The sequence below is a fragment of the Sphingobacterium sp. lm-10 genome (genome assembly GCF_023554555.1).
Classification (GTDB): Bacteria; Bacteroidota; Bacteroidia; order Sphingobacteriales; family Sphingobacteriaceae; genus Sphingobacterium.
Window position 1 is genome coordinate 1,148,919 of the sequence record NZ_JAMJWC010000001.1, and the last position, 13,783, is coordinate 1,162,701.

General features: G+C 42.1%; 10 protein-coding genes. 5 read left to right on the forward strand and 5 right to left on the reverse strand.

The genetic code is table 11. The features are described from left to right. Positions 1-16: 16 nt before the first annotated feature. A complete protein-coding gene (locus M8998_RS04545; RefSeq protein WP_249990942.1) occupies positions 17-1,534 on the reverse strand; it encodes a GH3 family acyl-acid amido synthetase in 1,518 nt (505 codons plus the stop codon). A gap of 188 nt (positions 1,535-1,722) precedes the next feature. On the opposite strand from M8998_RS04545, the gene M8998_RS04550 reads away from it, so the two are divergent. The 4 genes from M8998_RS04550 to M8998_RS04565 all read left to right on the forward strand — a co-directional run bounded on the left by M8998_RS04550 (position 1,723) and on the right by M8998_RS04565 (position 8,496). Beyond that, on the forward strand, positions 1,723-3,198 hold the full coding sequence (locus M8998_RS04550; protein WP_249990943.1) for a DUF5687 family protein: 1,476 nt from the start codon (positions 1,723-1,725) through the stop codon (positions 3,196-3,198). Between the two features lie 17 nt (positions 3,199-3,215). Beyond that, positions 3,216-3,911, forward strand: coding sequence for an ATP-binding cassette domain-containing protein (locus M8998_RS04555; protein ID WP_249990944.1), 696 nt, complete (start codon positions 3,216-3,218; stop codon positions 3,909-3,911). A gap of 15 nt (positions 3,912-3,926) precedes the next feature. Beyond that, positions 3,927-7,271 carry a DEAD/DEAH box helicase gene (locus tag M8998_RS04560; protein ID WP_249990945.1) on the forward strand — a complete coding sequence of 1,115 codons (3,345 nt, stop codon included), beginning with the start codon at positions 3,927-3,929 and terminating at the stop codon, positions 7,269-7,271. 118 nt (positions 7,272-7,389) lie between these two features. After that, a complete protein-coding gene (locus tag M8998_RS04565; RefSeq protein ID WP_249990946.1) occupies positions 7,390-8,496 on the forward strand; it encodes a mechanosensitive ion channel family protein in 1,107 nt (368 codons plus the stop codon). A 182-nt stretch (positions 8,497-8,678) separates the two neighbouring features. Here the strand turns inward: M8998_RS04565 and M8998_RS04570 are convergent, their stop codons facing one another. Both M8998_RS04570 and htpG read right to left on the reverse strand, forming a co-directional pair. After that, on the reverse strand, positions 8,679-9,434 hold the full coding sequence (locus M8998_RS04570; RefSeq protein WP_249990947.1) for an isocitrate lyase/PEP mutase family protein: 756 nt from the start codon (positions 9,432-9,434) through the stop codon (positions 8,679-8,681). Positions 9,435-9,617: 183 nt separating this feature from the next. Next, a complete protein-coding gene (gene htpG / locus M8998_RS04575) occupies positions 9,618-11,507 on the reverse strand; it encodes a molecular chaperone HtpG (protein ID WP_249990948.1) in 1,890 nt (629 codons plus the stop codon). A 213-nt stretch (positions 11,508-11,720) separates the two neighbouring features. On the opposite strand from htpG, the gene M8998_RS04580 reads away from it, so the two are divergent. Further along, positions 11,721-12,311 (forward strand): suppressor of fused domain protein, encoded by a 591-nt coding sequence (locus tag M8998_RS04580; RefSeq protein ID WP_249990949.1) that lies wholly within the window; start codon positions 11,721-11,723, stop codon positions 12,309-12,311. A gap of 163 nt (positions 12,312-12,474) precedes the next feature. Here the strand turns inward: M8998_RS04580 and aroB are convergent, their stop codons facing one another. After that, positions 12,475-13,542, reverse strand: a complete 1,068-nt coding sequence (gene aroB, locus M8998_RS04585; protein ID WP_249990950.1) for a 3-dehydroquinate synthase — start codon at positions 13,540-13,542, stop codon at positions 12,475-12,477. Between the two features lie 23 nt (positions 13,543-13,565). Then, positions 13,566-13,772, reverse strand: coding sequence for an RNA-binding S4 domain-containing protein (locus tag M8998_RS04590; protein WP_249990951.1), 207 nt, complete (start codon positions 13,770-13,772; stop codon positions 13,566-13,568). Positions 13,773-13,783: the final 11 nt, after the last annotated feature.

Genomic DNA, 13,783 nt, shown 5'->3' on the forward strand with positions numbered 1-13,783 from the left:
GCTCCTTATTGTACGTTTACAGCTTTGCGATATAAGCTTCGAAATCCCTCAACTCTTCTTCCTTCATCACTCGTGGAATTTTTGTTTGTCCACCCAACTTTTTAAAATTGGCACTCCAATCGTGAAAATGCGCAACAGGCACTACCTTTACCTGCACATCGGATAGAGACTGACCGCGTGCTACCTTATAGTTCTTATTATTATTACTCAGTTCCGCATCCAAAAAACTATTTAAATCGTTAGAAGTGAAATGTTGATCTGCACCCAAATACCATTTTGACACATACTTTCCTTGATCAGACACGGTTGCTACAGTAAATTCGTGAATGGGCAGATCAAATTTTTCCTGCACACGCTGTATCGCCATATTCATCTGATTGACCGACAATTGCTCTCCAACAACATTTAAAAAATGCTTTGTGCGACCGCTGATCCGAACCTCACCAAGCTCTTTGTTCTTGATGATCACCGTATCACCAATCATATAGCGCCAAGTTCCCGATACCGTGGAAATGAGCAACACATATTCTTCCCCTTCCTGCACATCTCTCAACGCCAACACTTCCGCATCCTGCCGCACACGACCTTCATCATCCATATTTTCTGGTCTGAACGGCACAAATTCGAAAAACACGCCATTATCCACGATCAAAGACATGGCATCGGTATCCGGTCGTTTTTGTGTTGCTAAATATCCTTCGGAGGCTAAATAGGTATCAATGTAGGTAACAGGCTTAGAAAACAATTTTTCAAAACTTTTACGGTAAGGGCCAAATGCTACACCGCCCGTGGTATATACTCGTAGATTGGGCCAGATATCATGAATGGTTTCCAATTTGTTGTAGCGAATGATCTCTTTAAGCATCAATTCTGCCCAAGATGGTATTCCGCTAATGGTACCGACATCCCATTTGGGAGCCGCTTTGGCAATACGCTTTACGCGTTGTTCCCAGCTATCGCTAGCGGCTATTTTTTTACCTGGCTTATAGAACTTACGAAACCACATCGGCAGGTTTGCTGCTGTGATACCACTAATTTCTCCCGCTAAGAAGCCATGATAATCTTTTAGATTAGTACTGCTACCTAGCATCATGATATCTTTCTCGAACACCTCTGCAGGCATGTCAAAATTTTTCATGCTAAGCACTTGCTGAATGCCAGATCTTCGGATGGCATCCACCATGTCGTCTGTGATCGGAATCGCTTTACTATTACTGGTGGTGCCGCTGCTTAACGCAAAAAAACGCTGTCCGCCTGGCCAGGTGACATTCTCGTGCCCTTCCTCCAGAAAATGCCACCATTCGGCATGTAATTTATCATAATCAAAAATGGGAACCTGCTCTTGAAACACCCGAATAGGGTCTTTGGATTTTAGTATTTCTGCAAATCCAAAATGCCGCCCAAAGGCCGTTTGCTGTGCTCGTGATAGCAGGTTTTGTAAAACCTCCAATTGTGCGGCTTCTGGACTAGTATGTGATGTTATTAAACCGTTAACTTTTATTGCTCTCTTTATGATCTCTCCAATAATTGCCATGTGTATAGCCTTGTTTATGTCGCGTAGATAAATGTTATTTGCTTTGGAACTCTTCCCTCGCTGTTCTTCTCATATATAACGCCAAATCACCACTATTGTTGAGTCATCTATCGCAACAATTAGGTATTTTACATATCTTCGAACAGAAAGAAATCGCCCTCGCGGCATATCAAAAAAACAGTATGTTCATGAAATTTTTGATTCTAGAGTGGAAGAGCCTCTTTCGCTCTGCACATGCCGGACATAGCATCTCCATAAAAATAATACTCAGCCTGTTCGGACTGTTTATGGCGATAGGTTTACTATCTGTAGGGCATAGTATGTATGATTTGCTAGACGAAAGCTCTGACAGCCTCTTCCCTATGCAGCAAGTAAATCGTTTCCTGGTCCTGTGGTTCATCTGGGAATTAGGCTTGCGCTTCTTTATGCAGCAATTACCCATGATGAATGTAAAGCCCTTTCTCATTCAACGCATTTCGCGGAGTAGCTTAACACATTACCTTCTGGGAAAAAGTATTTTTAGTTTCTATAATCTATTAGCTCCTTTATTATTTATCCCATTCGGCATGGCTTGCTGGTCTGCCGGAGATTATTCTGGTTTGCAAATTATCGGATGGATCATCGCAGTTTTAGCTACTTCCCAAGCCATTCATTTTTTTAATTTCTTGCTCCAACGTTCCTTATCTTCTCATTCGAGACTAGCTAGCGTTGTGATTGCCGTATTAGCCTTATTCGTTATATTGGATTACTTCAATATACTCCCTGTTTCCAGACAGATTACGATGTTTTTTGAAGCGGTACTGTTACACCCCGTTTTATCTTTGGCGCCGCTACTACTGGTTTTTATCGGGTATACTTTGCTTCACCGCTCTCTAAGGCAGCGGCTCTATTTGGAGAATACGACACATCGTTCCAAAAGATCAATGGAAACCAAAAATTGGTACTGGATAGATCAATTGGGACGTTATGCACCATTAATCCGTTTGGATCTGAAACTTTTATGGAGAAATAAAAGAAGTAAATCGCTGTTGATGACTGGCGTGTTTGGTCTTTTATATGGATTGATATTTTATCCCAACCCAAGCACTGGTAGTCAAACGATGTTTTTATTTGTCGGTATATTTATGACCGGTTTATTCACCTTTAACTTCGGGCAGTTTGTTCCTGCGTGGGATAGCGCTTATTATCCATTAGTCAATACACAACGTATTCTCATCAAAGATTATCTTGTTGCTAAGTCTATACTATTATATGGCGCCATACTACTTTCCATGATCTTAGTTGTTCCTTACATTTATTTTGGTAGGGAGATTTTTATGATCAATATAGTTGCGGGGTTTTATAATATGGGAATAAATGTACCCATTATCCTTTATTTTGGATCTTTCAACAAGAAACGCATAGACTTAGGGCAGTCTCAATTTTTTAATTATCAAGGTATGGGCGCTGCCCAGTGGATCGTAATGCTTCCGGCACTAATCATTCCGGTAATCCTGTGGTCCATCATCCGTGTTTTTGCTAACTTTGAAGTCACTTGCATCGTGTTTGCGTTGATCGGAATCATCGGTTTATGTGGTAGAAACCTATTTGTCCAAGGTATTGCAAAGCGCTATCAAGCTCGTAAGTACACCATGTTAGAAGGTTTTAAACAGGTTAGCGAATAAATACTATGACACAAAGCATGATTGATATCAAAGATATAAGCAAGGAATACAATGGTCAGACGGTTTTGCATATCCCGGCGCTTCACATTTACCGAGGGGATTGCATCGGTCTAGTTGGCAACAATGGTGCAGGAAAAACGACGCTCTTTAGCATCTTGCTTGATCTCATACCCGCATCTACTGGTATGGTGCAACATCAAGGGCTGCCCGCGTCGGAAACAGATGACTGGAAAGCCTGGACCACCGCTTTTTTGGATGAAAGCTTTTTGATTGGTTACCTCACGCCAGAAGAGTTTCTGTATTTCATAGCCGAAGTTCGACAAGTGGACCGCCATAAAGTAGATTTGCTCTTAGAAAAGTACCAAGATTTTTTTCAAGGTGAAGTGTTGCATCGTGGTACCTACATCCGAGACTTATCGAAAGGCAACCAAAAGAAGGTGGGCATCATTTCCACTTTAATTGGCGATCCAGCCGTCATCATCTGGGATGAACCTTTTGCTAACCTAGATCCAAGCACACAAATCCGTCTTAAGAATATGATCAAAGATTTGACCGCTAGTGGAGAAAAAACGCTAGTGATTTCCAGTCATGACCTATCGCACACGGTAGATGTATCCAGTAGGATTATTGCATTAGATCGCGGAATAATCGTGAAAGATGTGGCCACCTCTGCAGACACACTCCCAGAACTCGAACAGTTTTTTATGGTTTAATAATCCTTTCAAGCAGTGAGATTACCTGACGGCACGTATCAGCTTATGGCAACTTCGTTCGACGCATTGAGTGAATTGCGTCTGCTCTCGCACTACCATGTGCCAGATACTGAATTCGCAAAAACGGCCACGTATCAGTTACGCGTGTCGGAGATCAGATTGAACTATATTGAATTATTGGCTGCTCAGGATCTGGGACAAGATCTTACGATTCACGTATCGCAAAGTGCAGCAGGAATTAGCGTGCGTACTTCCCCAGAAGTTTTCGATCAGAGCAGTTTGACCAAATACGAATTCCTCGGACTGTATGCGGTATCGCATATTCCATCCTATCGTGTGTTTTTTCATATTGCTGCGCGCCGAGAGATGCTCATCCCTTATGCTAAGCCTTACGGTCTGGAATCAGAACTGAACTTGGATAGTTATTTTGGGCTATCATACGATAAGGGATCTATCCAGGTGCTGCCCACCAATGAAGCCATCCTACGTGCAGACTTACAAGAAGACCAAGTCGGAGGAATCCCTCTGCCAGCTCCGAACCATACTGAAATAGCGCCCGACCAAACGCAGCAAAATATTTTGGTGATGGGTTTGCATAAATTTTATCCGCAACTTCGATTTGATTTAGTAAGTACTAACACAACACAATCCGGCAAACCAAAAGCACCCTTTCGCATTGCCCATGCACCAAGTCTCCTGTGGAAAGGACATACTGCCGCCGCAGTCAAATTCTACGCCGCTTTAGGAACCTTTGAGAACGCTTATGCGGAGAAGGAAGATGAGCAAGATCTGGATGCGTTGGTCGCCATACAACGGAACCCGCTTTCCCTACCTGCTTATTTTCATGATCGGGAAATCTCAGACAATATTACGGCAAAATCGATCCGGTTGATTACGTTAGAGCTGTTGCAAGCGACTGTAGTGCTGCGTGTATTCAAGCGAAATCCATTTTATGAACTCAGAGCCACACTGCGTTGGCACGACCAGGAATTTCCAGTCAAAACACTCCCTATCCGGCATCGCTATTTTTTGCAGAAAGGCAATGTCTTTTCACTGATCGACAACGTACATATGCTACGCTTGCTGGAATATTTTAAAAAGCGGCCAGAGATATTATTGATCCACCAATCTAAGTACGATACTTTTGAAAAAAATGTTTTGGAGCCTTTGGAAGACACCATCGAGATCCAATACGCTACGATCCGACCCGCCACGAAGGAGGAGCGGCAAGATATAGAGGTAGATACAGAAAAAATCGTATATCTGGCACAACGCGGCAACTTTGTATACCTCACACCCGTAGTACGCTACGGAGCAACAGAAATCCCATTGGTTACCAAAAAGCAAATTAAAGGATTGGATGCCAATGGAAATCCTTATTTGGTGGAGCGCGATGAGGAAATGGAAGACAAATTCAAATCATTGCTCGCTGCTCAACATCCAAATTTCAGTGAGCAATGGTACGAACGTGACTATTTTTACCTGCATCACGAAGTATTTGTCGCCGATGATTGGTTTCTACCAGTGTTCGAGCGTATGCGGCAAGAGGGAATTACCATTCTGGGCGTGCAAAATCTAAAAATGGACAAGCTCAATATCCACACCGCAAAGATTGACATCAAAATACTCAGCGGCACGGATTGGTTCAATGCAAAAATTACCGCAACTTATGGTCAGCAACAAGCGTCTGTCAAACAATTGCATCGTGCTATACGCAATAAACATCGTTATGTGACCTTGGACGACGGAACGCGTGGTATCTTGCCCCAGGAGTGGATAGATAAGTTAACTACTTTCTTTGCACTCGGCACGATAAGTGAAACACAATTGGAGATCCCTAAAATGCGTTTTGCAGAACTGACCCAGATGGAGGATCTGGCATTATCGTATGACATCAAACTGGAAATCAATCAGTTCGTACAGCAGCTTCATCATCGTGAAACTTTACCAGCGATAGAAGTACCTGAAACGCTACAAACTGAACTTCGTGCCTACCAGATTCAGGGCTTGGCCTGGCTGACTGCACTGGATAATTTAAATTTTGGTGGTTGCCTGGCGGATGATATGGGGTTAGGCAAAACGGTGCAAATTCTGGCCCTATTACTCGCACAACGCCAGCAACAGGTGCAACGCACGGCCTTAATCGTAGTACCTACCTCTCTACTCTTCAACTGGGAGAAGGAAATTGAAGCGTATGCTCCCTCCCTTTACACACATGCGTTATACGGGAAAGGACGAAATCTGCCAGCAGAAGATTGGACAAAATTTGATATCTTGATTACCAGTTACGGCGTAATGGTTTCGGATCTTTCGAAACTTAAGCAATTCTCTTTTGACACGATCATTCTGGACGAATCGCAGACGATCAAAAATCCGACCTCCCTTCGCTATAAATCGGCCATGCAGTTAAAAAGCAGAAATCGCTTTGTATTGACGGGTACGCCTATTGAAAATAGCACCTATGATTTGTATGGACAGCTTTCATTCGCCTGCCCGGGTCTGCTCGGCAATACCACGTATTTCAGATATACCTACTCCACACCGATCGATCGGTTTGATGATACCGCCCGTGCAGAAGAGCTGCAACGATACACAGCACCCTTTATCTTACGGCGTACGAAGAAACAAGTAGCTACTGAATTACCGGAGAAAACCGAGATGATCATCTATTGCGAATTAGGCGAAAAGCAACGGGCTATTTACGATACTTACGAAGCGGAATTACGTGATTACGTCACGCAACAAGACGATGATGATCTCGAAAAAAACAGTATGAATGTGCTGGCTGGTCTTACGCGCTTGCGACAGATAGCTAATGCGCCAGCCTTGCTCCAGGAAGGTTATGATGCCGGTGTTTCTGCCAAGATCGATGCCATGCTGGAACAATTGGATGGTATCGTTTCTCAACATAAGGTAATCATTTTTTCTCAGTTTGTGACGATGTTAAATTTAATTCGAAGTCGATTAGAAAGTCGCGGATTGGCGTATTCTTATCTCACCGGGCAGACGGTTGATCGTGCAACCGAAGTGGATCAGTTTCAAAATAATACCGATAGACGTGTATTTCTGGTTAGTCTCAAAGCGGGTGGTGTGGGATTAAATTTAACGGCAGCAGATTATGTCTTTTTGATAGATCCCTGGTGGAATCCGGCGGTAGAAAATCAGGCGATTGACCGCAGTTATCGCATAGGACAAGACAAACATGTGATGGCGGTCCGTTTTATTGCGTTGGATACCGTAGAACAAAAAATGATGAAGCTACAGCAGAAAAAACGTGACCTTGCTGGCGTGTTAATCTCATCCAATACTTCGAAAGGCGCTAAAATGGACAAACAGGATTTATTGAACCTGTTGAGCTAAAGATGTATTTGTGTTGCATTTTTCACAATTCTCAAGGGAAGCAAAGCGTGTCGTATAAATAATGAAAACCACCAAGGAATAGGACTGTTATAGGGGTGTAATTGTAAAATAAAAAAACATGACAATCAACCTAGCTGAACTTGCGCTCACTATGCCGGCATGGATATGGAATGTACTGGTGATTATCTTCTCCATCATACTCGGCTTTTTAATACACACGATTCTAGTACCGATTGTACGTCATCAGGCAAAAAATGGTACATCCTATTCGGCCATCCGATCGATCATCCGCCATCTCAATAAAATTCTGGCCGTATTTATTCCTCTATTGGTATTCAATTCCCTTCTTCCCTTTACGCGTTTCAATGCCCAAACGCATATTGCTGTAGAAAAGGTAACTGAAATCCTGATTACCTTATCCTTCGCTATCGTCGTGATGCGTTTCATCCGCATATTCGAGGATTATCTTTACCATCGGTTCGACATTAATAAGGAAAATAATTTACGTGAGCGAAAGATACGAACTCAGATTGTTTTCATCCGAAAGCTGCTCATTACACTTATTGTGATTGTCACCGTAGCCATTGTTTTACTTAGCTTCGAAAACATGCGCAAAATCGGTGCTGGACTACTTACTGGCGTTGGCGTAGGCGGTATTATCATTGGTTTCGCTGCGCAAAAATCACTGGGAAACTTACTAGCTGGTTTGCAGATTGCCTTTACCCAACCCATCCGAATGGATGATGTTTTAATTGTGGAAGGTGAATGGGGAAAGGTAGAAGAAATCAACCTTACCTATGTGGTGGTCAATATTTGGGATAAAAGACGCCTCGTGCTACCCATCAACTACTTTATTGAGAAACCCTTTCAAAACTGGACGCGAACAACAGCGGAGATATTAGGTACGGTGTTTTTATACGTCGATTTTACTATTCCAGTGGAGAAGTTACGTGAAAAATTGACGGAATTACTGGAAGCCAATGTACTTTGGGATGGAAAAGTTAATGTACTACAGGTGACGGATTTTAAAGAAAAGACCATGGAGTTACGGTGTTTGATGAGTTGCCGTAATTCCGGCCAGGCTTTCGAACTACGCTGTTACGTTCGCGAGCACATGATCGCTTACATCAATGAACATTTCCCATCAGCGCTAAGCCAAACAAGGATATCCATGGCCCCACCCATCAGTCCAGGAGACAATAATAGCGTTTCAGAGATTATTTAAGATTATATCGTCATCGCGCGGAGGTACGACAAAGCGATCTATATTTTGAGTTGATAGGGTTGATACAAAGTTTCAACAATTACGTAAGGTCCATTCGACGGAAGTTAGCCAAATAATCACAAAAAACGGTTTGCAGAAAATTCTGCAAACCGTTTTTAATAGTGGAATGGTGCAATTATTTCCTATTGATACAATTTCCCAAAGGCCTGCTCCTTCTGAATGTCTCCTAATAACTCTTTCGTAGTTTTAAAGATTTTCTCATAGAGCTTCGCACCGTGACTTATCCGTTTTACGCCAAGGGTTGTTAAGGTTTTATAGTCTGAAATGTTTGGCGTAGCAAACACGTTCAACGGCAATTTGATTTCCTGAATCACCTTTTTGATGTCCTCTTCCTTCTCAATTGCTGGAAGGAAAATGCCATCCGCGCCAGCTTCAGTATAGATTTGCGCACGTTTAATAGATTCTTCCAACGCATCAGGATGCTTTGTTGTGTAGGTATCTGCACGTGCATTGATGAATATATTGGTCACTGCTTTGATCGCTTTTATTTTACGTGCCAGCACCTGTGGATCTTCCATGCCGCGTTTGCCATCTTTAACCACACCATCTTCTAAATTGATTCCTACTACTCCTACTTCTACGAGCTGCTTTACATGGGCTGCTACTTCTTCTGGATCGGAAGAATAACCTGCTTCAAAATCGACAGATACGGGTATGTTCACCGCTTTAACGATGCGCTCTACTACAAATAGTATTTCATCCACACTAATATTTTGTCCATCTTCATATCCCAAGATATTTGCAATGGCATGACTGGAACTTCCTAAACCTTGAAAACCCAATTCTTCGGCTGCTTTTGCCGTATGTGCATCCCATACATTTCCTAGTACGAATGGTTTGTCCTGCTCGTGCAGCGCTTTAAATTTTTCTACTGACATAGTGATTGTTTATAACTGTTTAAGATCTGATTTCCATATTTAGCAGACATCGATGCCCACGAACCGAAATACGTACTCTTGGAAAAAACAGGACAGATCGCAAAATGTTTTTGCTGGAGATTACCTGAAAACGAAAAAAGGTGCTCCGAAGAACACCTTTTTATAAACCTTACGAATAGATGACTAAATCAACTCCACACTTCGCTTTACAAAGGAAGTAAGTTCCGCGCCAGTCAACAAACCTCTGGATAGTAACGCTAAGTCGAAAGCCTGTTTCGCTAAGCGCGCACCATCTTCTTCGGAACTTTCCAAAATACGCTTCACCAAAGGGTGATTTCCATTCACCGTTACTTTGTATTGATCTGGCAATTCACCGTAGAAGCCCATTCCGCCACCACCAGTCTTCGCCATATCTTTCATACGACGCATAAACTCATCGATGGTCACCGCAACTGGTAAGTCTCCTGCTGTCAATGCATCCACTTCGACCTTCATATCGCTACGGGTGATCGCTTTCTCAAAAAGCTCCGTTGCCTTCTTACTTTCTTCTTCCGTTAAAACGGCTTCGATCTTCTCATCCTTCTGAATCAATTTCTCCGCAACATCTGCATCAACACGTTTCAACTGGATTTTCTCACCACCTTTTTGCTCCAAGTAAGAAGTAATATGCGTATCTAAAGGACCATCTAACACCAATACATCATAACCTTTTGCTTTTGCACCGCTGATAAACCCATCTTGCTGAGCCGTATCGTGGGTGTATAGGTATATGATATTGCCGTCTTTATCTACTTGAATGTCTTTAACTTTCTCATAGTATTCTTTGATGGTGTAATGCTCACCATCCGTATTTTTCAACAAACAAAACTCATTGGCTTTCTCCGCGAATTTATCATCGCTCAGCATACCATATTTAATGAAAAGACCAATGTCATTCCATTTTTCCTCGAATCCTTTACGGTCGGATTTGTAGATCTCCTGCAGTTTATCTGCTACTTTCTTCGTGATGTAGGTATTGATTTTCTTCACATTTCCGTCGGCTTGCAAGAACGAGCGAGACACGTTTAATGGAATATCTGGTGAGTCAATCACACCATGTAACAACATCAAAAATTCTGGTACAATGTCTTTTACTTCGTCGGTAATAAATACTTGACGAGAATATAATTTAATTTTGTTCCGTTGTACTTCTAGATCGTTTTTGATTTTCGGGAAGTATAGAATACCCGTTAGGTTGAAAGGGTAATCTACGTTTAGGTGAATCCAGAATAAAGGTTCATCCATCGCATACGGATACAATTCACGGTAGAATGCTAGATAATCCTCATCCGTTAACTCCGATGGAGATTTGGTCCATGCCGGATTGGTGTTATTAATGACATTATCTACCTCTACGGTTTTGTATTTAGGCTTGCCTTCTTCGTCTTCACCATCCGGCTCGCTGGTAGATTTAGTACCAAACCGAACAGGAACCGGTAGGAATTTAGCATACTTATTCAGAATTTCTTCTAAACGGCTTTTATTCAAAAACTCTTCCGAATCTGCATTGATATGCAGGATAACATCGGTACCACGATGTGTACGTGTACCTTCCGCAATCTCGTAAGAGGTGCTACCATCACAAGTCCAATGAGCTGGTTCTGCTCCCTCCTGGTAGGATAAAGATTGGATCTCTACCCGGTCGGCCACCATGAAAGCAGAGTAGAAACCCAAACCAAAACGGCCAATGATCTCATTCGCATCATTGGCCTCTTTGAATTTCTCCATGAACTCGGTAGCTCCCGAGAATGCAATCTGGTTAATGTATTTTTTGATCTCATCAGCCGTCATCCCTAAACCATTATCGGAAATAGTAATGGTCTTTGCCGTTTCATCAAAACGTACATCTACTGTCAAATCGCCCACTTCGCCAGCAAACTGACCTAGTGAAGATAGTCTTTTAATCTTTTGAGAAGCATCTACTGCATTGGATACCAATTCTCTTAAAAAAATCTCATTATCAGAATACAAAAACTTCTTGATCACCGGAAAGATGTTTTCCGTGTGGATCGAAATCGTACCTTTTTCTGCCATATCTATCGTTTCAAATGTGTGTTTATAAATCCTTTTCGTATACTGCGCTTTAATTGAGTTGCTGATCAACGCTATAAATTGCAATACTACTTTATATCGGTTATAGCATAGCAAGGAATATTCCATTCAAAAAATGTAGCCAATATGACAGCATGGCACTGAAAAAATAACAGTCAATGTGTATTTTTGCCCCTGTAGCTCTTACAAATCGTCATGTCATTGTTTAGAAAACCGTATTTTATGCGTTCCGGCGTGGAGCGTTTCAGAGACTTGCTGGAAAAGGAAATTGGTGATGCATGTGAAGTATACCGCCATCCATCTAGCAGTAGAAAGCTTCCAACCGTATTTGTCTTAATTTTCAAAAATTTTCCAAGCCCTGGATATCTTACTGCCTATAGCTATGGGTTATCCGCAGCGAATGGAATTTCTAAGCAAATGCACGGCCGTGAGCTTGTACTACAGATAAAAAGTGAAGTGAAAAATTGGGGACACGTTCTCGGATTTTTAATTAATCATCTTCGCGGCGACTGCCCGTTTGATCCGGGTCAGATTATACGATTCGGACAGCCTATTGCGGCAGATTCCCAGATGGAACATTTTATCGTTCATGACGTAGACAAGGAACTTGGAACGTCAACCACCTTTAATCTAAGTAATCGCTACAGTTTAGAGCTAGTGCAGCTTAGTCCGATTTATGGCGATGAGCTGATGGTAATCGATAAAATGGGATGGTCTAACTTTTTTCATCGGCTACACCCCACTAAACATGAGGTGAACCGAAAGCCTATTGGTGCCTATAAATAGCCCAAGAGGTAATAGATAATAATGAAAGCTATGATTGTTCCGAAACAACCAAAGCCCAATTTACGTGCGCCCCACCCTGCGATCAAAGTTTTAAACAATTTATTCATCTGCTGTCTTTCTATAGTTGCTTAAGAGAACGCGACGCAAAGTAAATTGTTTTCTACTATTTGCCTTCCAAGCTACGATAATAGTCTAACGCTGCTTTGATTCTCTCCTCATCCACGTATTTATTATACGTGCAATCACCAATGGCATTTAGCAAAGCAAAACCAATCTGGTTCGATTCGTTCTTCTTATCATTTCGCATCAAGCGAAATAACTCCTCATCGATGGATGGAGAGATGGTATAGTAAGGATACACACGCAACAGGTACTGTTCTATTTCTCGCAATTCTGCGTCTGCCAGGGTACCGGATTGTGTGGATAGATACGCTTCGCATAACATACCAATCGCTACGGCTTCTCCATGGAGTAATGGATTTTGGTCGTGTGATAAGGAATAACCTTCTACGGCGTGACCGATGGTATGTCCAAAATTAAGAATCTTACGAATATTATTTTCTGTTGGATCTTCCAGAATAATGTTATTCTTGATCATCACGGAATCATACACGATTTGGGCGTCAATCTCTTCAATATTGATTTGCTGGCAGCGCAGGAAAAGATCTTTATCCTGAATCAAACCATGTTTAATAATTTCGGCGAAGCCTGACCAAAGCTGGCGCGTATCTAAAGATTCCAGAAATTTACTACTGATAAAAACCGCTTTAGGCTGCGTGAATGTTCCAATGATATTTTTGAAATTATCTAGATCTATGCCCGTCTTGCCCCCTACAGATGCATCAACCTGCGCGAGTAACGTCGTCGGGATCTGGATAAAGTCGATGCCTCTTTTATAGGTTGATGCTGCAAAACCGCCCATATCTGTCACGACACCACCACCAAGATTAATCATCAACGCCTTACGGTCGGCACCAAAATCCAACATAGTTTTCCAGATGCCAATACAAAAGTCAATATTTTTGTTCTCCTCCCCTGGGTCGACTTCGATAATATCATAATCGGCGATGTCTGAAATGGCGGCCTGTAAAATTGGCAAGCAATGGTCGTTGGTATTAAGATCTACTAGGATCAATACATTGGAGTACCCTCCCTCGGTTATAAAGGGTTGTAAACTTGCGAGGTCATCCTCGAAAAACACCTTATATCCCAAACTTTCTATCTGTTGCATAACTAAAAATCAATCATCATTGCTTAGACAATCTCCACGATCTGTCCTTCGAATTCTACTTGGTCGCCGCGTTTTACCTTCAATCTTTTACGATAATCTACGTTTCCATTGTACTGTACCATTCCTTCTTCGACAACATGCTGCGCCATAGCGCCATGCTCCACCCAATTCATCGCTTTGAGGAGCTGGATGAGATGAATAAACTCGCCATTCAATACAAATTTTTGCATAGCCAAAATTA

Bases quoted from the DNA above. Each gene is read 5' to 3' on its own strand.
- M8998_RS04570 (WP_249990947.1), bottom strand. From the start codon at position 9,434: ATGTCAGTAGAAAAATTTAAAGCGCTGCACGAGCAGGACAAACCATTC.
- aroB (WP_249990950.1), bottom strand. From the start codon at position 13,542: ATGCAACAGATAGAAAGTTTGGGATATAAGGTGTTTTTCGAGGATGAC.
- M8998_RS04590 (WP_249990951.1), bottom strand. From the start codon at position 13,772: ATGCAAAAATTTGTATTGAATGGCGAGTTTATTCATCTCATCCAGCTC.
- M8998_RS04550 (WP_249990943.1), top strand. From the start codon at position 1,723: ATGAAATTTTTGATTCTAGAGTGGAAGAGCCTCTTTCGCTCTGCACAT.
- M8998_RS04555 (WP_249990944.1), top strand. From the start codon at position 3,216: ATGATTGATATCAAAGATATAAGCAAGGAATACAATGGTCAGACGGTT.
- M8998_RS04565 (WP_249990946.1), top strand. From the start codon at position 7,390: ATGACAATCAACCTAGCTGAACTTGCGCTCACTATGCCGGCATGGATA.
- M8998_RS04545 (WP_249990942.1), bottom strand. From the start codon at position 1,534: ATGGCAATTATTGGAGAGATCATAAAGAGAGCAATAAAAGTTAACGGT.
- htpG (WP_249990948.1), bottom strand. From the start codon at position 11,507: ATGGCAGAAAAAGGTACGATTTCGATCCACACGGAAAACATCTTTCCG.
- M8998_RS04580 (WP_249990949.1), top strand. From the start codon at position 11,721: ATGTCATTGTTTAGAAAACCGTATTTTATGCGTTCCGGCGTGGAGCGT.